Source organism: Aquiflexum gelatinilyticum (assembly GCF_024741135.1).
Lineage (GTDB): Bacteria > Bacteroidota > Bacteroidia > Cytophagales > Cyclobacteriaceae > Cognataquiflexum > Cognataquiflexum gelatinilyticum.
The window spans coordinates 1-21177 of the sequence record NZ_JANSUY010000013.1 but is presented as its reverse complement, the minus strand read 5'-3'; the positions used below and the strand labels follow the sequence as shown (position 1 = coordinate 21177).

The 21177-nt window shown below is 39.8% G+C and carries 18 protein-coding genes and 1 tRNA gene; 14 read left to right on the top strand and 5 right to left on the bottom strand.

Annotated features, from left to right (window positions below; translation table 11 throughout):
* Positions 1–20 precede the first annotated feature (20 nt).
* From NU887_RS13855 to NU887_RS13825, 7 genes are all read left to right on the top strand, one after another.
* Entirely contained in the window at positions 21–1538 is a 1518-nt protein-coding gene (locus NU887_RS13855) for a RagB/SusD family nutrient uptake outer membrane protein (protein ID WP_258423979.1), read from the top strand.
* A gap of 12 nt (positions 1539–1550) precedes the next feature.
* The gene (locus tag NU887_RS13850; protein WP_258423978.1) at positions 1551–2036 is read left to right on the top strand and encodes a DUF4843 domain-containing protein; all 486 of its coding nucleotides are present in this window, start codon (positions 1551–1553) and stop codon (positions 2034–2036) included.
* Positions 2037–2098: 62 nt separating this feature from the next.
* Positions 2099–2773, top strand: coding sequence for a hypothetical protein (locus NU887_RS13845; protein ID WP_258423977.1), 675 nt, complete (start codon positions 2099–2101; stop codon positions 2771–2773).
* A 101-nt stretch (positions 2774–2874) separates the two neighbouring features.
* A complete protein-coding gene (locus NU887_RS13840) occupies positions 2875–3294 on the top strand; it encodes a 6-pyruvoyl trahydropterin synthase family protein (RefSeq protein ID WP_258423976.1) in 420 nt (139 codons plus the stop codon).
* Between the two features lie 72 nt (positions 3295–3366).
* On the top strand, positions 3367–3738 hold the full coding sequence (locus tag NU887_RS13835; protein WP_258423975.1) for a GxxExxY protein: 372 nt from the start codon (positions 3367–3369) through the stop codon (positions 3736–3738).
* A 71-nt stretch (positions 3739–3809) separates the two neighbouring features.
* Entirely contained in the window at positions 3810–4922 is a 1113-nt protein-coding gene (gene lpxB, locus NU887_RS13830; RefSeq protein ID WP_258423974.1) for a lipid-A-disaccharide synthase, read from the top strand.
* Positions 4923–5723: 801 nt separating this feature from the next.
* Positions 5724–6140, top strand: a complete 417-nt coding sequence (locus NU887_RS13825; protein WP_258423973.1) for a GxxExxY protein — start codon at positions 5724–5726, stop codon at positions 6138–6140.
* Between the two features lie 77 nt (positions 6141–6217).
* On the opposite strand, the gene clpX is transcribed toward NU887_RS13825, so the two are convergent.
* The 4 genes from clpX to NU887_RS13805 form a co-directional block, all read right to left on the bottom strand.
* Entirely contained in the window at positions 6218–7444 is a 1227-nt protein-coding gene (clpX, locus tag NU887_RS13820; RefSeq protein ID WP_258423972.1) for an ATP-dependent Clp protease ATP-binding subunit ClpX, read from the bottom strand.
* Entirely contained in the window at positions 7444–8118 is a 675-nt protein-coding gene (locus NU887_RS13815; RefSeq protein WP_258423971.1) for a ClpP family protease, read from the bottom strand. Before NU887_RS13815 ends, clpX begins: the two co-directional genes overlap by 1 nt.
* A 77-nt stretch (positions 8119–8195) precedes the next feature.
* The gene (gene tig, locus NU887_RS13810; protein ID WP_258423970.1) at positions 8196–9521 is read right to left on the bottom strand and encodes a trigger factor; all 1326 of its coding nucleotides are present in this window, start codon (positions 9519–9521) and stop codon (positions 8196–8198) included.
* 109 nt (positions 9522–9630) lie between these two features.
* Positions 9631–9712 (bottom strand) — tRNA-Leu (locus tag NU887_RS13805).
* A 129-nt stretch (positions 9713–9841) separates the two neighbouring features.
* Between NU887_RS13805 and NU887_RS13800 the strand changes: the two genes are divergently transcribed.
* Positions 9842–12061 carry a RelA/SpoT family protein gene (locus NU887_RS13800; RefSeq protein ID WP_258423969.1) on the top strand — a complete coding sequence of 740 codons (2220 nt, stop codon included), beginning with the start codon at positions 9842–9844 and terminating at the stop codon, positions 12059–12061.
* Positions 12062–12182: 121 nt separating this feature from the next.
* On the opposite strand, the gene NU887_RS13795 is transcribed toward NU887_RS13800, so the two are convergent.
* A complete protein-coding gene (locus tag NU887_RS13795) occupies positions 12183–12896 on the bottom strand; it encodes a CDP-alcohol phosphatidyltransferase family protein (RefSeq protein ID WP_258423968.1) in 714 nt (237 codons plus the stop codon).
* Between the two features lie 345 nt (positions 12897–13241).
* Between NU887_RS13795 and NU887_RS13790 the strand changes: the two genes are divergently transcribed.
* The 6 genes from NU887_RS13790 to NU887_RS13765 all read left to right on the top strand — a co-directional run bounded on the left by NU887_RS13790 (position 13242) and on the right by NU887_RS13765 (position 20840).
* On the top strand, positions 13242–14819 hold the full coding sequence (locus NU887_RS13790) for a high affinity choline transporter 1 (RefSeq protein ID WP_258423967.1): 1578 nt from the start codon (positions 13242–13244) through the stop codon (positions 14817–14819).
* Positions 14820–15169: 350 nt separating this feature from the next.
* On the top strand, positions 15170–15637 hold the full coding sequence (locus tag NU887_RS13785; protein WP_258423966.1) for a Fur family transcriptional regulator: 468 nt from the start codon (positions 15170–15172) through the stop codon (positions 15635–15637).
* Positions 15634–15978 (top strand): STAS domain-containing protein, encoded by a 345-nt coding sequence (locus tag NU887_RS13780; protein WP_258423965.1) that lies wholly within the window; start codon positions 15634–15636, stop codon positions 15976–15978. The genes NU887_RS13785 and NU887_RS13780 overlap by 4 nt, the downstream gene beginning before the upstream one ends.
* A gap of 113 nt (positions 15979–16091) precedes the next feature.
* Positions 16092–17363: an adenylosuccinate synthase gene (locus tag NU887_RS13775; protein ID WP_258423964.1), complete on the top strand. Its 1272-nt coding sequence runs from the start codon at positions 16092–16094 to the stop codon at positions 17361–17363.
* 161 nt (positions 17364–17524) lie between these two features.
* Positions 17525–19819, top strand: a complete 2295-nt coding sequence (locus NU887_RS13770) for a PKD domain-containing protein (protein ID WP_258423963.1) — start codon at positions 17525–17527, stop codon at positions 19817–19819.
* A 1-nt stretch (position 19820) separates the two neighbouring features.
* The gene (locus NU887_RS13765) at positions 19821–20840 is read left to right on the top strand and encodes a PorP/SprF family type IX secretion system membrane protein (protein ID WP_258423962.1); all 1020 of its coding nucleotides are present in this window, start codon (positions 19821–19823) and stop codon (positions 20838–20840) included.
* The last annotated feature ends 337 nt before the right edge of the window (positions 20841–21177 follow it).

Here is a 21177-nt window from a genome sequence, read left to right as displayed (position 1 = left end):
ATCTTAAGGAAATGAAAAACATGAAATTTATAAATAAAATTGTCTTATCCTTTGTCCTAGCAGGGTCATTCTTTATGACTTCTTGTGATGACTTGTTACAAGTTGATCCTAGACAATCAATAGACGCTAACGGAGCACTGAATACTCCTGATGCAGTAGGTGCTGCTCTCAATTCTGTTTATGCGAGATTGAGACCTGTTTCAAATTATGGTAGAGATTTGTTGGCGCTTTCTGATGCCTTAGCAGATGTTGGACAGACTACCTCCAACTCAGGCCGATTGATTGGGGAAAACAATAACCAACCAAACGCTCATTTTGGAAACTTAGGAAATTTTTGGGCCAACAGTTATTTTGCCATCAACGAAGCCAACCTGATCATCGATGGGCTTCCTAATGTTCAGGGTGCGTCAGCAGCGCAGTTGGCGAGATGGGAAGGCGAAGCCAAATTCTTAAGAGCTTTGTACTACTTTGATTTGATCAAGGTTTATTCCTACATCCCTACTGCTATTTATACACCGGGTGTTACCGATGAGGGAGGTATTCCATTGGTATTGGAAGGTGTAATTACTTCCGATGCAGCCTTGGCACGTCAGACTCCAAGGTCTACCATTGACCAGGTTTACACCCAGATTTATGCAGATTTGGAAGCTGCAAAAACTTTGTTGACCTCAAGAGGTACCTATTTTGCTTCTTCTGCAGCAGCATCTGCTTTACTTTCCAGAGTTGCATTGTACAGAGGTGATTGGGCAAAAGCTGCTGACGAAGCAACTACTGCCTTGGCAAGTAATGTCGGTACAGTATTAGGAGGACAAGCTTATGTAAATGGTTGGAGAGCAGAAGTAAATCCTGAGTCTATGTTTGAGGTGAGATTTGCAATTCCAGGTGAAGCTATCGGTGTAAATGAGTCACTTCAGACGTCTTATACCACTTTGCTTAGCTTGACTGCGAATAAAAACTCTCAGGGTGGTTGGGGTGATTTCATTCCAAATGCAACTGTAAGAGGTTTCTTTGGATTGACCCAATTGCAGATCGGTACACCTGCGAATGATAATAACAACTGGGATGTAACCAGAAATGATGATGTCAGAGCTTTCTTATATACCACAGGTAATACCGTAAGAGGTGCAGGCCGTCAGATCGAATGTATCAAATTTGCTTCTAAGAATGGATTTGCATACGGAGATAATGTGCCTGTAATCAGAAAATCTGAAATGCACCTAAACAGGGCTGAAGCTAACTACCACATTCCTGGTAATGAAGCAGCTGCTTTAACTGAATTGAATGCTTTCAAAGCGCTTAGAGGTTTGGCTCCTGTCACGCTTTCAGGTCAGGCATTATTGGACGAAATTCTTTTGGAGAGATTCAAGGAGTTTGCATTCGAAGGACACAGATGGTTTGATTTGAAAAGATATGGTAAGGATGTTATCAAAACCACTCCCGTTGTCAACCTAACTTTTGATGATTTCAAAATCCTTCCTCCAATTCCTCAAAGAGAAGTTGATGGTAACCCTAACTTGAACCAAAATAGAGGCTACTAAACTGAATTTAACATGAAAAAGATACTATCATTATTATCATTGGCCTTGGTTTTGGCATTCTCTTCTTGTATTGAGCAAAACTATCCAACATGGTCAGGTGCAGTTGTAGAATTCCAAGATGCAGTGGTGAGGACACCTCTAGCAGGGACATCAAATCCTGCATATCCAAGAATCACTGTAGCCAATACAGTGGGTACAGTGAACCTTCAGGTAAATCTTGTTGGTGCTCAAAGAACTTCAGATGAAACGATCGCATTTAAAATTGTTCCTGATGGTACTACGGCTGTTGCAGGAACCGATTTCTCTGTATCAGGTTCACTTGTAATCCCTGCAAATTCAAGCACTGCCAATGCAGTGGTCACCATCCTTAATACCGGTGCTATCGGTGGATCTGTTGACCTTTTGCTGGAATTGGATGGAAATGCGCAAATAGCTCCAAGTGAAAATTATAAAAGAGTGCAGTTAAGAATTACAAGACCTGCTGCACCTGATTCTTAATTTATTTGCTTAAAAGTTTAGATTAAAAGGCTGGGAAACCAGCCTTTTTTTTAATTTTGAATATGAGAAAAATTAGTTTAAAAATTGCAGTATTTGTGCTTTTGACAGGATTAGTCAATCCTGCTATTGCACAGTTGAAGTTATTGAAAGATGATGCCTCAGGCGGAAGGCCGGTCTTGACCAATCCTTATTCAGAAGTTAAAGGTTCTGCATATTTATTGGATTTCGAAATAGGAAGTATCATTTTTTCCGAACAAGATACAGCAGCTAACTTGACCATCGCTTTTAATTCTTATGACAATACCCTGGAACATAAAATGGATGGTCAGTTGATTGCGTATTATCCTGGGAAAATTTCGGGTTTTATCCTCAATACCGAATCATATCCAAGATTATTTAGATCAGGCTATTCCATACCCCAAGCCGGGGCAAATGTATTTGTTGAGATTTTGGTTGATGGAAAATATTCATTGATTGCCCATCATTACAAAACTATGGGAGATGATTTGACGGCTACTTATGGCTCCCAAAGAGCGAAGGCCTTTCAAACGATTGAAGAGTTATACATCGTAAAGGATGGGGAAACCACGCTCCTCAAAACCAAGTCCAAGTATTTGAAAGAAACTTTTGAGGAGGATACGGAAAAAGCAACAAGTTTGATAAGTGACTATTCGCTTGATCTCAAAGAAAAATCTGATGCCATAAGATTGATTCAATTATTAAACATTCAAGAATGATAAAAGCCCTTTCCTTTGGAAAGGGTTTCTTTTCTAATAGACTTTTGATTTGTCTATCCTTATACTTTTTATGTATTTTTGCACCTCATTAGAATCTGAGGATGGTACACGTTTGTAGAAAAGAACATTTCAACGCCGCACATAAGCTTTGGAATCCCAATTGGTCTGAAGAAAAAAACATTGCTGTATTTGGACCTTGCGCCAATGTAAATTGGCATGGTCATAATTTTGAGTTGATCGTCACTGTCAAAGGAATCCCCGATCCGGAAACAGGTTTCGTGGTGGATTTGAAGCAACTCAGTACCATCATCCGTACTTTGGTGATAGATAAAGTAGACCACAAAAACCTCAATATTGATGTGGATTTCATGCAGGGCAAAATGGCAAGTTGCGAAAACCTTGTCATGGAATTCTGGAAAATTCTCGAACCTGCCGTCAACAAAATCGTCTCTCAAGGAAAATTATACAAACTCACGCTTTACGAAACCCCAAGGAATTTTGTAGAGTACTTTGGGGAATGATTATTCACCTCAGAGGACACCGAGGGCTCAGAGTTACGAGAGATTTAAGGTTTTATATTCAAGGAAGAATAAATGGAGATAAATTCTCTTACACAAAAGATTATCGGTGAATCTATTTATGTCCATAAAGAACTTGGCCCCGGATTATTGGAAAGTGCGTATCAAAAATGCCTTTTTCATAGGTTGAATTCAATTGGGTTGTCTATTGAAATAGAAAAACCATTACCTGTTTACTTTGACGGAATTTTTTTAGACTGTGGTTATCGTTTAGATCTAGTCGTCGAAAAGACTGTTGTTATCGAAATTAAAAGCATCAAAAAATTGAAAGAGATACATTTAGCTCAAATGTTAACATACCTCAAACTTGGAAAATATCCACTGGGTCTTCTAATTAACTTCAATGAAAAAAGGTTGGTTAATGGATTAAAAAGGGTTATTCTATGATCTTTAACTCATTACTCTCTTTTTATTTCTCATTTTCTCTGAGTTCTCAGTGCCCTCAGTGGTAAAAAACCATGAAATACTACATCATATCCGGTGAAAGATCTGGAGACCTCCATGCCTCCAACCTGATCTCTGCGATCAAATCCTTGGATCCTAATGCTAATTTCCGTGGTATGGGAGGGGATTACTCCAGAAATGAAGGGCTTTCACTTGCCGCACATTTTGATGAAGTGGCTGTGATGGGTTTTGTTGAAGTGCTATTGGGCTTCAGGAAAGTACTGAAATATCTTTCTTTGATCAAAAAAGACATTCTCAAATTCAAGCCTGATGTGTTGGTATTGGTGGATTATGGGGGTTTCAATATGAAAATGGCGGCTTTTGGAAAGGAAAACAAAATACCTGTCCATTATTATATCCCGCCGAAAGTCTGGGCTTGGAACCAGAAAAGAGCTTTTAAAATAAAAGAGTTTACCGATCAGGTGTATTCAATCCTTCCATTTGAACCTCCATTTTTTAAGAAATTTGAGATAAATGCTCATTACGTTGGTAATCCATTATTGGACGAAATTTCCAAATTTGAACCACATCCTTTTTTTCATCAAAAGAACAGTTTGAGTTATAGCCCCATCATTGCATTGTTGCCTGGAAGCAGAAAACAGGAACTCGCCAACATGATGCATGTCATGCTTCAGGTAGTCAAAAAGTTTCCGAATGCACAATTTGTGATTGCAGGAGTCGACAACCTTGACACAGCCTTATATGAACCTGCCATCAAAGCCGGTATCAAAGTCATCTACAATCAGACTTATGACCTGCTGCACCATGCTAATGCAGCCATTGTCACATCCGGAACAGCCACTTTGGAAACAGCTCTTTTCCGCGTTCCCCAAGTAGTCGTCTACAAAACCTCAGGTATAAGCTACGCCATTGCCAAAAGGTTGATCCGGGTGCCTTTTATTTCATTGGTCAACTTGATCGCTGACCGAAAGGTGGTGGCAGAACTGATCCAAAATGATTACAGCGTTGAAAACCTAAGTCAGGAACTGAACCTGATCCTTTCCAATATTTTTCACAAAGCCGAAATTTTGGATGGCTATACCGAAATCAAAGAAAAATTGGGGACCGATTCAGCTTCAGAAACCGCTGCTAAAATGATTTGCAGCAGCCTTGCGATTAGCCATTGAGGTTATTTGATTTACCATATAGACACATAGTTCACATCGATTTTTAGAGGGAGTTAATATAGGATTTAAGGCGCAAATTTAATTTTTGATATCAAGGAATGTTTTGCCAAGGACTATATGTCCTATATGAGCTACATGGTAATAATTTTTCAAAATACTGTTGGAATAATCAATGGACAACAGGATTTGAGGTTAATTTATTTTACCATATAGACACATAGTGCACATAGATTTTTTAGAGGGAATTAATATAGGATTTAAGGCGCCGATATAATTTGATATCAAGGAATGTTTTGCCAAGGACTATATGTCCTATATGAGCTACATGGTAATAATTTTTCAAAATACTGTTGGAATAATCAATGGACAACAGGATTTGAGGTTAATTTATTTTACCATATAGACACATAGTGCACATAGATTTTTTAGAGGGAATTAATATAGGATTTAAGGCGCCGATATAATTTGATATCAAGGAATGTTTTGCCAAGGACTATATGTCCTATATGAGCTACATGGTAATAATTTTTCAAAATACTGTTGGAATAATCAATGGACAACAGGATTTGAGGTTAATTTATTTTACCATATAGACACATAGTGCACATAGATTTTTTAGAGGGAATTAATATAGGATTTAAGGCGCCGATATAATTTGATATCAAGGAATGTTTGGCCAAGAACTATGTGTCCTATATGAGCTATATGGTAATAATTTTTCCACTTACTATCTTTTTTGTTTTGAATTTTAGAAATTAAGAAATTATTCAAAAATGACTCTTTAATTTAACCTCTGTCTAAATGGAAATGTCTAAAAAACAACTTGATAAGTTAAGCTACGATGTAATTGGGGCCGCTATTGAGGTTCATAGGATTTTGGGTCCCGGTTTGTTAGAAAAAGTGTATCAAAAATGTCTGGCTAGAGAGTTAACCCTAAGAGGTATTAAATTCAGAGAACAAGTCAAAATGCCTTTTGACTACAAAGGGGAGTTTGTGGATTTAGACCTTACCTTTGATTTCTATATTGAAGAGTCATTGGTACTTGAAATAAAAGCTGTACAAGAAGTCATTCCCCTCTTTCATGCCCAAACATTGGCATATATGAAACTGTTAAAAGCCCCTAAAGGCATCATCATAAATTTTAACGTGACCAATATTTTCCATCATGGTCAAAAGACTTTTGTAAATGAATATTTTGAAACCCTCATTGATGAATAATTAAAAAAAAACCGCAGAAGTCCTTTCGGTTTCTTATGCGGTTTTCTGAAACTGATCACTGAAAACTGATCAATCCATCAAGCAACCTGTAGTTTCTTAAACTTAGACTTGTCAAACTGCTCCTGTGCGTACTTGGCATCAATGACCAATTCCTTAATCGAGTCATCCGAAGGCAATTCATACATGGCATCGGTGATGATAGCCTCGCAGATAGACCTTAAGCCCCTTGCACCAAGGTTGTATTCCACAGCTTTCTCTACAATATAATCAATCCCGCTTTCCTCAAAAACCAGTTTGACACCTTCCATTTCTATCAGTTTTTTATACTGCTTGGTCAAGGCGTTTTTTGGTTCGGTCAGGATGCTCTTCAGCGTGTCTCTATCCAATGGATCCAAGTGGGTTACTACAGGAAGCCTTCCGATCAGTTCAGGTATCAGACCAAAAGATTTCAAATCCTGTGCAGTGACATATTGAAGGAGGTTGGCCCTGTCCACCTGTCTGCCTTCGACATATTTATTGAATCCCATGGGTTGTGTGTTCAGCCTCTTTGCAATGTGTCTTCCGATACCGTCAAATGCTCCACCGCAGATAAATAGGATGTTCTCCGTATTGACGGCAATCATTTTCTGGTCAGGATGCTTTCTGCCACCTTGTGGCGGCACATTTACCACCGTTCCTTCCAACAACTTCAACAAAGCTTGCTGCACACCTTCGCCACTCACATCACGGGTGATGGATGGATTGTCAGATTTCCTTGCGATTTTATCGATTTCATCAATGTAAACGATGCCTTTTTCCGCCGCTTCTACATTGTAATCAGCGGCTTGGAGCAGCCTTGTAAGGATACTTTCCACATCCTCACCCACATAGCCTGCTTCGGTAAGTACAGTGGCATCTGCGATACAGAAGGGCACTTCCAAGACTTTGGCTAATGTTTTGGCAAGATAGGTTTTACCTGTTCCCGTATCACCAACCATGATGATGTTGGATTTTTCGATCCTGATATCGTCATTTTCTTCCCCTTTTTGAAGCAACCTTTTGAAGTGGTTGTATACTGCGACGGTCAGTACTTTTTTAGCTTCATATTGACCGATCACATATTGGTTTAGAAATTCAGTAAGCTCCTTTGGTTTTTTGAGCTTGACCTTGGGAGTCTTGCCGGGTTTTTTGTTTTTATCTTCCTCGCCAAGAATCTGGTAAGCCTGGTCAATACAGAAATTGCAGATATGCGCCGAAATCCCGGAGACCATCAGGTCCACGTCTTTCTTGTTTCTTCCGCAAAATGAACAGGTAATTTGTGCCATTATTTAGTTTTTTTAATCAATACTTCATCAATTAAGCCATATTCTTTGGCTTCCGGTGCTTTCATCCAATAATCTCTATCAGAATCTCTTTCGATTTCTTCAAAAGTCTTACCTGAATGGTCCGCAAGAATCTGATAAAGTTCTTGCTTCATAGATAAAATCAACTTCAATGAAATCTCCATGTCCTTAGATTGTCCCTGCATGCCTCCGGATGGCTGATGGATCATCACCCTTGAATGTTGTAACGCTGATCTTTTGTCTTTGGCACCACCGGCGAGCAATACTGCCCCCATAGATGCTGCAATACCTGTACAAATAGTGGCCACATCAGGATTGATGTACTGCATGGTATCATAGATTCCAAGTCCGGCAGTTACGGATCCTCCGGGGCTGTTTACATAAAGCAACACGTCTTTTTTGGGATCGGTTGATTCCAAAAACAACAACTGTGCGGTGATGATATTGGCAATAAAATCATCCACCTGGGTACCCAAAAAGATGATTCTGTCCATGATCAATCTTGAAAACACATCAATTTCCCGGAAATTGGTAGGTCTTTCTTCGATTACTGACCTGGTCATGTTTTCTACAAAAGTGTTGTATTGGTCAAAAGCGTTACCGCTGATGCCCCTGCTGTGAACAGCGTATTTTCTGAATTCGTCTCTGTTGATCATAATTTCTGTTTTAGTCTTGTACAAAAATAAAAAAAGCCCTTAAAGAAGGACTTTTTGATAACGATTTTATCCAAAAATTAGTTTTCCAACAGCTCTTTGAATTTATCTATTTTGATGGTTTCTTCTTTCAGATTTCCTTTTTCTCTTACAAAATCAAGAACTTTCTCATTCTGTACTGAAGTCAACATCTGCATATAATTTTGTCCTTCATTGCCCTTAAGGTAATTATCTACAAACATATCCATGCTTGCTTCCATCTGCGAGCCGAGTCCTGAAGAAGCAAATTGCTCACGGATCATTTCTTTGGTTTTTTCGATAACATCTGCATGTTCTGCCTGTATGTTATTGTCTTTCGCAATTTTGTTAGAGATCAAAGTCCAGGTAAGTTGCTTGGCATAAATAGGATATTCTTTCTCTACCTGCTCGGTGGTCACTTTACCTTCATTTGCTCTGAACAACCACTCTTTCAGGAAATCTTCCGGCAAATCGATATTGGCTTTGGCTACAAGTTTATCTTTGATTTTTTCTTCTCCAAAAACACGTAGTTCTTTGTTGTAATTTTCTGAAAGTATTTCTTTCACTTTATTTCTCATCGCTTCCTCTGAATCCACCTGACCTTCGCCAAAAAGCTTATCGAAAAACTCCTGGTTGAGGTCTGCAGGTTCAGTCCTGTTGATGTTCTGAACAGTGAAAGTAAAATTTCCTTTGAGGTCAGCAGCTTCTTCCTCAGTGATACCAATCGTTGCTGCTAGGTTTTCTTTGATGGTTTTGGCCAAATCAAATGTTACCACGTCACCCTTTTTCAAGCCTACAAATTGCTTCAATGAACCGGCATCAACTGCAGAAAGCGGCATTGAAAAGGTTTTCTCAAAAGATCCATTTTCAGATTTCAAGTCACCGTAAAGGAAATCATTTTCCTGGCTGATCTCTGGATTGGTCATCTTTCCGTATTGGCTGCGAAGATTTTGGATTGCATCTTCTACTTCTTTGTTATCCATATCCATTTTGTAGGACACCGCGTCGACACCTTCAATGTCCACAGCAATATCTTCTACAAAACCTATCCGATACTTAAACTCAAATTCTTTTTGGGAATCCCAATCAATATTCGCCGCTTCTTCAATCACCGGAAGTGGATCTCCCAAAATCTTAAAAGTCTGTGCTTTCAGGTATTCATTAAGGGAAGATGTGAGGATTGAATTGATTTCATCCACAAGAACCGAAGTTCCATACATCTTTTTTACCATGGTGATAGGTGCTTTGCCAGGTCTAAAGCCTTTCATTGTGGCTTTTTTTGCATAATCCTTGATTTTCGCATCCACCTTTGGTTGATAATCTGCTTCATTTAGTTTAATTTTAACTGAAGCCTGATTTGCTGCGTGCTTGTCTAATGAGATTTCCAATTTGCTGTATTTTGGTGTGATTTGAATTTAAAAACCCCCAATCCCATTTCTTATTTCGAAGGCCTTGTTCAGGTTCGAAGCCGGAAAGTTGATTGAGGGTTAAGAAGCGTGCGGATAGAGGGACTCGAACCCCCATGCCTCGCGGCGCTAGATCCTAAGTCTAGTGCGTCTACCAATTTCGCCACATCCGCGATTTGTGGTTGCAAAGGTAATAAGTAAAATTAAACTTGCAAAAATTGGAATAAAATTCATTTCAAAATTTGTTAAATACCCTGCAAAACGGGTTGTTTTGATAAAAGAATTGCTTTAGCTTCGATAATATGATAGAAATAGACCTGGCAGAGGAAAGAAAGGAGATCCTAAAAAGATATAAAAAGCTTTTGAAAATGGCCAAACCGGTGTTGAAAACCGGTGATGCCAAGATCATCAAAAAAGCTTTTAACGTCTCTAATGATGCCCATAAGGAAATGCGCCGCAAATCCGGAGAGCCCTATATCTACCATCCTTTGGAAGTTGCGCTGATATGTGTGGAAGAAATCGGGTTGGGAACCACGAGTATAGTCGCGGCCCTGTTGCATGATGTCGTCGAGGATACCGATTGGGAATTGGAAGACATCGAAAGGGAATTTGGTGCCAAAGTTGCCCAGATTATTGATGGATTGACCAAAATATCCGGTGTATTCGAATACGGTTCTTCCCAACAAGCGGAGAATTTTAGGAAAATGCTGCTTACCCTTTCCGACGATGTGCGGGTGATTCTGATCAAATTGGCTGACAGGCTCAACAACATGCGGACTCTTGACAGCATGCCAAGACACAAGCAGCTGAAAATTGCCTCCGAAACCATGTACTTGTATGCGCCGCTAGCCCATAGATTGGGTTTGTACGCGATCAAATCAGAATTGGAAGACCTTTACCTGAAGTTTACAGATTCGGAAACTTATTTATTCATTGTCAACAAGATCAATGAAACAAGACTCTCTAGAAACAAATTCATCAAGAATTTTATCGGACCGATAGAAGAAGAGTTGCTTTCGCAAAGCTTCAATTTTACCATTAAGGGAAGGCCTAAGTCTGTTTTTTCGATTTATAACAAAATGAAATCACAGAATATACCTTTTGAAGAGGTATATGACCTTTTTGCTGTCAGGATCATCATTGATAGCGAGCTTGAAAATGAAAAAGCAGACTGTTGGCAGGTGTATTCCGTGGTGACAGATTTTTACAGACCCAATCCCGACAGGCTAAGAGACTGGATCAGCACCCCGAGGGCCAACGGTTATGAGTCGCTACATACCACGGTCATGAGTCAGACCGGCCAATGGGTGGAAGTTCAGATCAGAACGGTAAGAATGGATGACATCGCCGAAAGGGGATATGCCGCCCATTGGAAATATAAAGAGAAGGATACTTCCCAAAATAAAGGTACAGGATTGGACGAGTGGATTACCCAAGTCAGGACTTTGTTGGAATCAAATGACGGTTCGGCAATAGAGTTTATGGATGATTTTCGTGGCAACCTTTTCCATGATGAGGTTTTTGTATTTACTCCTAAAGGGGAATTGAAAGTACTTCCCAACGGCGCCACAGCCTTGGATTTTGCTTTTGAGATTCACTCTGAAGTCGGGGCAAAATGTATAGGAGCCAAAGTCAATCAAAAATTGGTTTCCATCAACCACAAGCTCAAAAACGGTGATCAGGTAGAAATCCTCACTTCAAACAAACAGAAACCTACCGAAGATTGGCTCAACTCGGTAGTAACATCACGGGCCAAAGCCAAAATCAAAGATGCTCTCCGTGAAGAAAAAAAATCCACCATCATGGATGGGAAAGAAATCGTCCAAAGGAAATTGCGCCAGATGAAAATGGATTTCAATTCGGAAGTGGTAGAGCAGCTGAGGGCTTATTTTGAGACTAAAACCCCAAATGAATTTTATTACAAAGTAGGTAAGGGCATCATTGATGCCACTTCAATCAAAAGCTTTAAGGAATTTAAAGAACAGAAAAAACAAAAAGGCAAAGCTTCATTTGAAAAAGTAAAAGACGAATCCACTTTCACCAAAGAGATCAAAAATCTCAAAGGACCTGATCATGACCAACTATTGATCGGGGAAGACATGGATTTGGTAGATTATATCCTTGCCAAATGTTGTAATCCCATCCCCGGAGATGATGTTTTCGGTTTTGTGACGATCAATGAAGGAATCAAAATCCACAGAACTTCCTGTCCCAATGCCTTAGAACTGCTTTCCAACCACGGAAATAGGGTGATCAAGGCCCGTTGGACCAGCCAACAGCAGATCGCATTTTTGGCGGGACTAAAGATCGTCGGAACCGACAGGGTAGGGCTGATCAATGATGTCACAAGGGTAATCTCCAATGAACTGAAAGTCAACATGAGATCCATTACCGTAGATTCTGACAGCGGGATATTTGAAGGATCGATCAAGCTTTATGTCCATAGCACACAACACCTCGAAAAACTCATGTCCAACCTATCCAAAGTCGAAGGAATCCTTAAAGTGACAAGGTTTGATTGAAAAATGGGCCGTCAGAATTTGAATTTTGTTAGAGTACAATTGATTAGATGCCTTGAAATGCCAGGTTTTCATTTGCCCAAATAACCAATGATTCGTTAATGACTTTTTTGGACTCAGGTATTCAGCTCTTTATTTTGGAAAAGAATGTTTTAAAAATTGCCATTCCAAATATATAGACTATCCCTACATAGGAACACAGTTGAATCCAATTATTTTTTTCTGGGAAAATAACTACCGTTCCAATGATTCCTATTGCAATGAAAAAGAGTGCTGTAAAAGTGAGGAGTCTATATTCTTTCGTTTGGCTTGGGTAGGGGTATTTCCATGGTAAAATGGGGAGGATGCAAAGGATTAATAGCAGAACCAAGTTTGCCATAGGCGAAAAGTCAAACACAAAATAGAGGTAAAACGCTACAAAATTCCACAAAATAGGAAATCCTTCAAAATAAAGATCTTCGGTAACATAGGTCGTTTTTCCATAATAAAAACAGGATACCAAAAGGATCGCAGATACTCCCAGCAGTTTGAATTCTTCAGGTAATAAACCTGCCTCATGAATAAAATATGCTGGAATGATGGCATAGTTTGCAAAATCAATGACATGGTCAATTGAGTCGCCTTTGAAATTGGGCAATACCTCGGAAACTTTAGCCGCACGGGCTAGCGTACCGTCAATGGCGTCTACCAAAAAAGCGACCGTAAGCCAGACGAATACCTGAGCAAAATCTTGACTTTGGATGGCCAAAATTGCCAAAAACCCAAAAACCATTCCCGATGCTGTAAAGGCATGTACAGACCATGCAAGGACGTACTGAAAAGGGCTGAATTTTTTCACAACAAATTTGTCAAAAGGATGGCCATAATTAAGCAACTAGGCTTCTGGGACAAATTTATTCTTTTTATTTAAAATGATGAGGTTTGAAATTTGAGGTTTAAAGATGAAGTGTTGACTTATTGATTTGTTTGTTGGATTAAATACGACTCAATTTCATCTGATTGAAAGAAGTGTCAGTGAAAAAGTAAGTTGAAATCTTTAAGTGATTATATTGGCATTCCTTAATTCACCAATAAAATTTATTCCCCAATTTAGTGTTTGACCTAGGGCGTCAATTTAATGTTGGGAGCTACTAACTCTGTATCTAGATCAAGTATTATAATATTTAATCAGCCTATAAAAACCATGAAAAAATTCTACCCTACACTTTTTTTGATAGGCGTTTTAATCATATTCGGAATGTATTTGTATTGGTTTACCAAAGCTGAGGTTTTTTGGTATGGCTATGTATCCATGATGGTTTTTTATGCTTTGATTTTTTACTATGGGACCCATGTTGCCCAAAAAAAGGAATCAAAAGCAGACATGATGTTGGCGGGGCGTGGTTTGCCTTTAGGGATTGCGATTTTCACAATGAGTGCAACTTGGGTTGGAGGAGGCTATATCAATGGTTCTGCGGAATATGCCTACGGAGATGGTTTGGTATGGGTGCAGGCACCTTGGGGATATGCTTTGAGTTTGATGTTGGGAGGGTTGATTTTTGCAAGGAAAATGCGGCGTCACCGTTTCAAAACCATGCTAGATCCTTTGGCCCAGCGATTTGGCAAACAAATGGGAGCAGTGCTTTTTTTGCCTGCATTGGCCGGTGAAATATTTTGGACCGCAGCCATTTTGGTGGCACTCGGCACGACATTTTCTACCGTTTTAGGTATTGATACCCAAACGTCTATCATCATATCAGCAGTTGTAACCATTGCCTACACGGCTATTGGAGGACTTTTGGCAGTTGCATTGACGGATATTATTCAGATGTCAATTTTGTTGATTGGCTTGGCGATAGTTGTTCCTTTTGCACTTTCTGAGGTCGGGGGATGGGATGTGGCTTGGACAAATTATAAAACCATGAAAGGTGGAGCGGCTACCTTATTCCCCAGCAGAGAAGCCTTGGGGAGTTATTATTGGTATTGGTGGGATTATGCGCTTTTGCTCATCTTTGGAGGTATTCCTTGGCAGGTTTATTTTCAACGGGTATTGGCATCAAAAGACGAACAAATAGCCGTTCGCCTTTCAATTTTCGCAGGTGTAGTCTGTCTGATAGCTGCAGTCCCGGCTGTAATGATTGGCATAATAGGAAGCAATGTGACCGATTGGACGGATTTTGGGGCAAAAGCCAATTTAGAAAACAATTCCATGATTTTGCCCTACGTCATTCGCTACCTTACACCTACTGTGGTGGCAACGATCGGACTTGGAGCAATTGCTGCTGCGGTGATGTCCTCGATTGATTCATCCATTTTATCAGCCTCTTCCCTAGCAAGTTGGAACGTGTATCGGCCTTTGGTGAAACCAAATATCACGACCGAAAATCTAAATAAAGTCATCAAAACTTCGATTTGGGTTATTGGCATTGCGGCGACTTTGATTGCACTAAACGTGACAAGTGTTTATTCCCTTTGGGTATTGTGCAGCGATTTTGTGTATTGCCTGCTCTTTCCGCAGTTAGTGACAGCGCTTTTTGACAAAAAAGCCAATAAAATCGGCTCAATTGCAGGTTTTGCAGTTGGCGTGATTTTGAGATTTGGAGGGGGCGAAGCTTCATTGGGTTTGCCGATCTTAATTGACTATCTGATGATTGAGGATGGAAAGGTCTTGTTTCCGTTCCGTACTTTGGCAATGCTCAGTAGTTTGTTAACCATCATCGTTGTATCCAGGCTAACTCAGAAATGGGATACTGCCAAAGTATTGGTGAAAGGAGAAGAGTAGGAGTGGAAAAGGATAACAGACAAAATTAGCAATTTCATCTTTTCTGCTTGCTGGTGGTAATGAAGACGGATTATCTAAATATGGTATTCAGAATAATTCACCACTTGATCCCAACCTGTAAAATTCCCTTTTCTTAAGAACATTCATGCTTTTTTTTGGCAATCCTTCACCCCTTTTGATCTCTTTGATAAAATCTTGATGAACAAACTTTCAAAACGCCATCAAGCACTAGAATTTTTCCCAATAAAAGGAATTTTCAAGGAGATGAGGTTTGATTAAAAGGATTTCTATCTTGCTTATTCGAATCTTTTCTAAATAAGATAAGTTATATTTGCAAAAACCTAAAATTCATGGCCTTAAATCAGACCCTTTTCGATGAGGTAAAGAAAATATTTACAGCCTACCTGGAAAATAAAAAGCTTAGAAAAACCCCCGAGCGTTATGCTATTTTGGAAGAAATCTATGGACGCGGAGGGCACTTTGATGTAGAGTCACTCTACATCAGCATGAAAAACAAAAATTACAGGGTGAGCAGAGCGACTGTTTACAATACTTTGGACTTATTGGAAGAGTGCGACTTGGTGACCAAACATCAGTTTGGAAAAAACATTGCCCAATTCGAAAAATCATACGGATACAAGCAGCACGACCATTTGATTTGCATCGAATGCAACAAAGTACTTGAGTTTTGCGATCCTAGGATACAAAACATACAGAATACAGTGAGCGAGATTTTGAATTTCAAAGTTCTTCACCATTCATTGATTCTATATGGAACTTGCCTTAAAGAAAACTGCGAAAATAAAGCAATGATATGAAGCTTAATTATAGGATTGAAAAAGAAAAGAATGCCCATCTTCTGTTTGTAACAGGTGACCTTATCGGAGACGAAGTTGGGCCAAAGCTTGTGGAAATGGTGTCCGATGCAGTCAACGATAAAATCAGATTTTTTGTGGTAGACCTTAGCGAAGTAAGGTATATCAGTTCGAGCGGCATTGGATTACTGATCACCATGCTGACCAAAATGAGGAATTCAGGTGGAGAGGTGTTTCTTACGGCACCTTCTGAACACGTTCAAAAACTGCTCATCATCACCAAGTTGAACAATATCTTTACCGTCTACCCTAGCATTGCTGAGGCCAAGCAAGCGATATCCTAAACTTGAATTTTGTAATATCTAGAGAAAAAGGATTGAGTTATTTGGTAATTTTTAGGGATATGACAAACTTCACGGCCGAATTGATTTAAAAATACTAGATACAAAATATTAAAATGAAAATGGATGTTCTTTTAGGCCTGCAATGGGGAGATGAGGGAAAAGGTAAGGTAGTGGATGTATTGGCTCCGCAATATGACGTGGTCGCCAGATTTCAAGGCGGTCCCAATGCCGGACATACTTTGGAATTTGATGGCATCAAGCATGTCCTTCATCAGATTCCTTCAGGTATTTTTAGGGAGAATATCCTCAATATTATCGGAAATGGAGTGGTATTGGACCCTGTAGTCTTGAGAAAGGAAATCGAAGGACTTCACAAATTCAATATTGCTTTTAAGAAAAACCTTTTCATTTCTAAAAAAGCAACTATCATCATTCCAACGCATAAGCTGTTAGATGCCGCTTATGAGAAATCCAAAGGAGACAAAAAAATCGGATCTACCCTTAAAGGTATTGGACCCACCTATCAGGATAAAATCGGAAGAGTTGCATTAAGGGTTGGAGATATTTTGGCTCCTGATTTTGAGGAGAAATACAACACACTTGTTGAAAAGCATAAGACAATCCTCTCCTTCTATGATTTTGATATCAGCCAATTGGCAGAACTTGAAAAGACCTTTTTTGATGCCGTTGCTTTTTTCAGAACGCTCAACCTCGTTGACAGTGAATATGAAGTCAACGATTACCTTGCTTCAGGCAAGAAAGTTTTGGCCGAAGGTGCACAGGGGTCTTTGTTGGACATAGACTTTGGAAGTTATCCTTTCGTCACCTCAAGCAGTACCATGGTCGCAGGGGCCTGCACGGGACTTGGTGTATCTCCTTCCAAAATCGGTGATGTCTTCGGGATATTCAAAGCCTATTGTACTAGAGTGGGCAGCGGACCTTTTCCTACCGAACTCCATGATGCCACCGGCGAGGCCATGCGTAAAGAAGGAAATGAATTTGGTTCAACCACAGGCCGTCCAAGAAGATGTGGTTGGATAGATTTGCCTGCATTGAAATATTCCATCATGATCAATGGGGTAACCCAACTATTTATGATGAAGGCGGACGTGCTCAATATCTTTGAGGAAATAAAAATCTGTACCCATTATGAATTGCCTGATGGATCCAAGGTTGATAGACTTACTTATGAATTGAATGATGATGAGGTAAAGCCGGTTTATAAAACTGTTCCGGGATGGTTTACTTCTCTGGCAGAGGTCAATGAATATGAAAAATTCCCTAAGGAATTGAGAGACTATGTAGACTTTCTCGAAAAGGAACTTGGGGTTCCGATCAAAATGGTCTCAGTGGGCCCAGATCGAAAGCAGACAATTCTCAGATAACATATAAAATAAGGCTTCTGAAAAGGAAGCCTTTTTATTTTTTAAGAGTTTCTGTACTTTACATGACCAAAAATGAAACTCAATATAGATTTCTCATGAAATTGAAAAATCCTGACCCATTAATACCACAGCCAATCTATTTTTTTTTATCAATTATTTTTTTGTTTTCCTTTTTAATAGAAGGCAAAGCACAGGTTGGTTTTCCCTATTGTGAGAAGTTTACGGATAATTCAACGCAATCTGCCACGGTCTTTGGAGGAAATGCAAGGATTGTGAATGGTGCGCTCAGACTAACAGATGCTGTCAATGAGCAAAATGGATACATATATATAGATATTCCTTTTTCCTCGACCTACGGAATCAAAGCAGAATTCGAATATTTCAGCTATGGTGGCAATGGTGCAGATGGAATAGTGGCATTTTTATTTGATGCCGACACCCCTGTATTCAATACAGGAGGATTTGGTGGATCCCTCGGTTATGCACAGCGCGGTAACCAAGTCGGTTTATCAAGGGCATATCTGGGAATCGGATTTGATGAATACGGAAACTTTGGAACTACCCAAGAAGGAAAAATTGGTGGTTTTGCCGGGATTGGTGAATCCTTGGTGCCAAACTCTATAGTAATCAGAGGTCCTGGAAATGGTCTTTCTGGATATAATTTTATTGTAGGGCGTAAAACCATGGAGCCCGGTAATGATGGACTTAGAGCTTCTGACCAGTTTCCCATCAGTTCAGGAGGCCCAGGAACCAACAGGGTGACTGACCCCAACCTTCCGGGATACCGGAAAGTCTTTTTGGATTTGCAGCCCGATCCATTTGGAGAGGGATATTTTTTGACAGTAAAGATGCTGGTTTCCACTGAGGCAAATAATCCAAGGATGGTCACTATTTTCGATAGACCTTACAACTTCCCCGCTCCTAAAAATCTAAAGATAGGATTTACTGCTTCTACAGGTGGATTGAACAATATCCATGAAATCAGAAATCTTATTGTGGAGGTTTCCAATGAGGATGGTCTTTCGAATCCTGAGGGAGTAGACATTGATGACAAAGCCTCTTGCGAAGGCCAAGAAAACACTTATGAAATAACTCCCGCCGAGGCTACACTTCCAAATGAAAATTCAAGCATAAGGTGTTTGCAGTTTTATGGTTCGCTTGAGGATATTCAGGCAGAGGAGGGAGACATTTGTTCTCAGGCTAGGTGCAGACCCGAAAATCGGGTTTTGGTACTTCCCCAAGGAACTTTCCGTGCCTCTGACACTGGCGGGGAGTTTACTTTCTTTCCAAATACTGGATTCACAGACCAGACTGTTCAGGTATATTATACGATTACTGATAATTATGGGAAAACATCCTCAGGGAATTACATCAAGCTTTTAATCAAAGAATCTCCTGAACCAGTCAGCATCTTAGCCCAAGGCCTTGACAGCACCATAGATGAATTAAGGCGGTGTGAAGGGGATCCTATAATATTAAGGGCAGTTGGTGATGAAGTATATGTAAAACATGAATGGTTCAGGGATGACATATTGATTCCTGATTCTGATGTTTCAGAGATTCAAGCCATCTTACCGGGTGTGTATAAAGTTATTGCTTACAATTCAAAGAGCTGTCCGACCGAATCTTCAGTCTTTACCTTGATAAATCCTCCTTTACCAAGTTTGGTGATTAGCGATACTGTGGTTGGATGTGAACCCGGTATGTCCCTTGATGTCCGTGAATTCATTCCGGGTTATGATGAGGTGAGTTATGATTACCAATTAGAAACCCCCGGTGGGGAATTGATAGAAAATGAGGGTATGAGTAATATATCTTCATCCGGAAATTTTCTCCTAAGAATTAAGCACAAGGATTTGGATTGTTGGTCAGAGCCAAAAGCATTTGAAATAATCATAGTAACTCAATCCCTTCAGGCAAATTTTGACTTCGAAGTTCAGGGAACTGGTATCAAAGGAGATGAAGATGGAGGGATTTTTCCTGATGATACCATTCAGTTTACTGATCTTTCGCCGGATGATGTGGTGACTTGGTCATGGGATTTTGGAGATGGAACAGGTTCAACAGATCAGAATCCAATACATATACATGGGAAAAAAGGAGTTTTTCAGATAGTGTTGACCATTACTGATGAATTGGGCTGTGTTGCCGAGTTTGCCAAGGAGCTTTCAATCACCAAAAGTTACAGAGTAATGTTTCCTACCGGATTTACGCCCACCTTAGAGGAGAACCGATTTTTTAGGCCCAAAGTTAGGGGAATTGCGCAAATGGAAATTTTGGTTTTTAACCTTTGGGGCAATATGCTGTTTAGAACTAATGATTTGAAAACAGAAGGTTGGGATGGTAAAGTCAATGGGGAATTGATGCCGGGGGGAAATTATGTATACAGGGTCAAAATGGTAACCATTGACGGGGAATCAGTGGAGCAGAGCGGTAGATTTTTATTGATTAGGTAAAATGGGAAAGTACTTGATCTTTTTGATAGTCATAATGGCTTTTGGCAATGCCAAGGCGCAGGATACCCAGTTTTCCCAGTTTTATGCTTCACCATTATTTCTCAATCCTGCCTTTGCCGGCAGTTCCGAAATAACTCGTGTAGGTTTCAACTTTAGAAACCAATGGCCGGCTTTGGACCAGACTTTTGTGGCGTTTTCTGCCTATGCAGACCATTTTATAGAAAGTAAAAACAGTGGCATAGGGATTATTGTAAATGGCACCAGGGAAAGCCTTGCCAATCTCCAAAACACAGAATTGGGATTGCTTTATTCTTACAGGTTGAGGCTTGGGTCATCTAGTTTTTTGCACATGGGAATTCAGGGAAGTTACGCTACCCGCTCAGCAAGTTTTGATGAAGTGGTCTTAAGCACACAACTAGACATCAGCAAGGGAGTAGTCTTACCTGGTGCAGGAGTGGCGATTCCGGACGCAAGACAAAGAAGTTTTGCGGATTTGCATACAGGTCTTTTTTACTATAATGAAAGGTTTTGGTTGGGAGTATCGGGTCATCACCTCACCCGGCCAAATATTTCTTACTTGGATTTAGATAAAGACATTTTGCCGATCAGGTACTCTGCCCATGGAGGAATTAAGTTTGATTTAACACCTGGTGCCATCAATGATTACTTCAACAATACCCAACAGGAGCGGACATTATCTTTGGCATTTAATTACAAAAGACAAGGTTTATATGACCAATTGGATTTTGGAATGGAGCTTTTCTTTGACCCAATCATTCTGGGTGTATGGTACCGTGGCTTTCCCACCAGGATTGGATTGCCCAATAACGAAGCTCTAATCGCATTGATTGGTTTCTCCCTCCAAAACGGTGTTGACCTTGGATACAGTTATGATTTTACCCTTTCGCAGTTGGGCTGGAGGAATTCAGGTGGCGCACATGAAGTATCAATACGCTATTCATTTGTCAATCAGCTTTGGCAAAGAGTCCAAAGAAGGCGGTTACCAACCTTCAGGTATTGATAAGTTATGGCTCAAGAATATTTTTTCTCCCTGATATTCAGAGAAGTTGGATATAAAGACAATTTATTTGTCTTTTTGCTTTTGCATTTGAAAAAAAGATTTGCACCTTTGCAATCCCAAACGCGGGCACACTGATTCGATTAAAGCACTTATGTTCTGAACGGGCTCGCAATTACCTTCCGAAAAAAGAGTAAATTTTCCTAATCAGTTTTTGAAAGAATAAAATTTTGATTTATATTTGCAACCCGCAAATGAAATATATCAAATTTCATTCTTGGTACATTAAGACATCAGTCTTACGATACTGCCGGATGAGGCGGTAAAAGTTCATTGAAAT

Excerpts from the sequence above, each read along its gene's own strand:
- NU887_RS13855 (WP_258423979.1), top strand. The coding sequence starts at position 21 with ATGAAATTTATAAATAAAATTGTCTTATCCTTTGTCCTAGCAGGGTCA.
- NU887_RS13850 (WP_258423978.1), top strand. The coding sequence starts at position 1,551 with ATGAAAAAGATACTATCATTATTATCATTGGCCTTGGTTTTGGCATTC.
- NU887_RS13845 (WP_258423977.1), top strand. The coding sequence starts at position 2,099 with ATGAGAAAAATTAGTTTAAAAATTGCAGTATTTGTGCTTTTGACAGGA.
- NU887_RS13840 (WP_258423976.1), top strand. The coding sequence starts at position 2,875 with ATGGTACACGTTTGTAGAAAAGAACATTTCAACGCCGCACATAAGCTT.
- NU887_RS13835 (WP_258423975.1), top strand. The coding sequence starts at position 3,367 with ATGGAGATAAATTCTCTTACACAAAAGATTATCGGTGAATCTATTTAT.
- lpxB (WP_258423974.1), top strand. The coding sequence starts at position 3,810 with ATGAAATACTACATCATATCCGGTGAAAGATCTGGAGACCTCCATGCC.
- NU887_RS13825 (WP_258423973.1), top strand. The coding sequence starts at position 5,724 with ATGGAAATGTCTAAAAAACAACTTGATAAGTTAAGCTACGATGTAATT.
- clpX (WP_258423972.1), bottom strand. The coding sequence starts at position 7,444 with ATGGCACAAATTACCTGTTCATTTTGCGGAAGAAACAAGAAAGACGTG.
- NU887_RS13815 (WP_258423971.1), bottom strand. The coding sequence starts at position 8,118 with ATGATCAACAGAGACGAATTCAGAAAATACGCTGTTCACAGCAGGGGC.
- NU887_RS13800 (WP_258423969.1), top strand. The coding sequence starts at position 9,842 with ATGATAGAAATAGACCTGGCAGAGGAAAGAAAGGAGATCCTAAAAAGA.
- NU887_RS13790 (WP_258423967.1), top strand. The coding sequence starts at position 13,242 with ATGAAAAAATTCTACCCTACACTTTTTTTGATAGGCGTTTTAATCATA.
- NU887_RS13785 (WP_258423966.1), top strand. The coding sequence starts at position 15,170 with ATGGCCTTAAATCAGACCCTTTTCGATGAGGTAAAGAAAATATTTACA.
- NU887_RS13780 (WP_258423965.1), top strand. The coding sequence starts at position 15,634 with ATGAAGCTTAATTATAGGATTGAAAAAGAAAAGAATGCCCATCTTCTG.
- NU887_RS13775 (WP_258423964.1), top strand. The coding sequence starts at position 16,092 with ATGAAAATGGATGTTCTTTTAGGCCTGCAATGGGGAGATGAGGGAAAA.
- NU887_RS13765 (WP_258423962.1), top strand. The coding sequence starts at position 19,821 with ATGGGAAAGTACTTGATCTTTTTGATAGTCATAATGGCTTTTGGCAAT.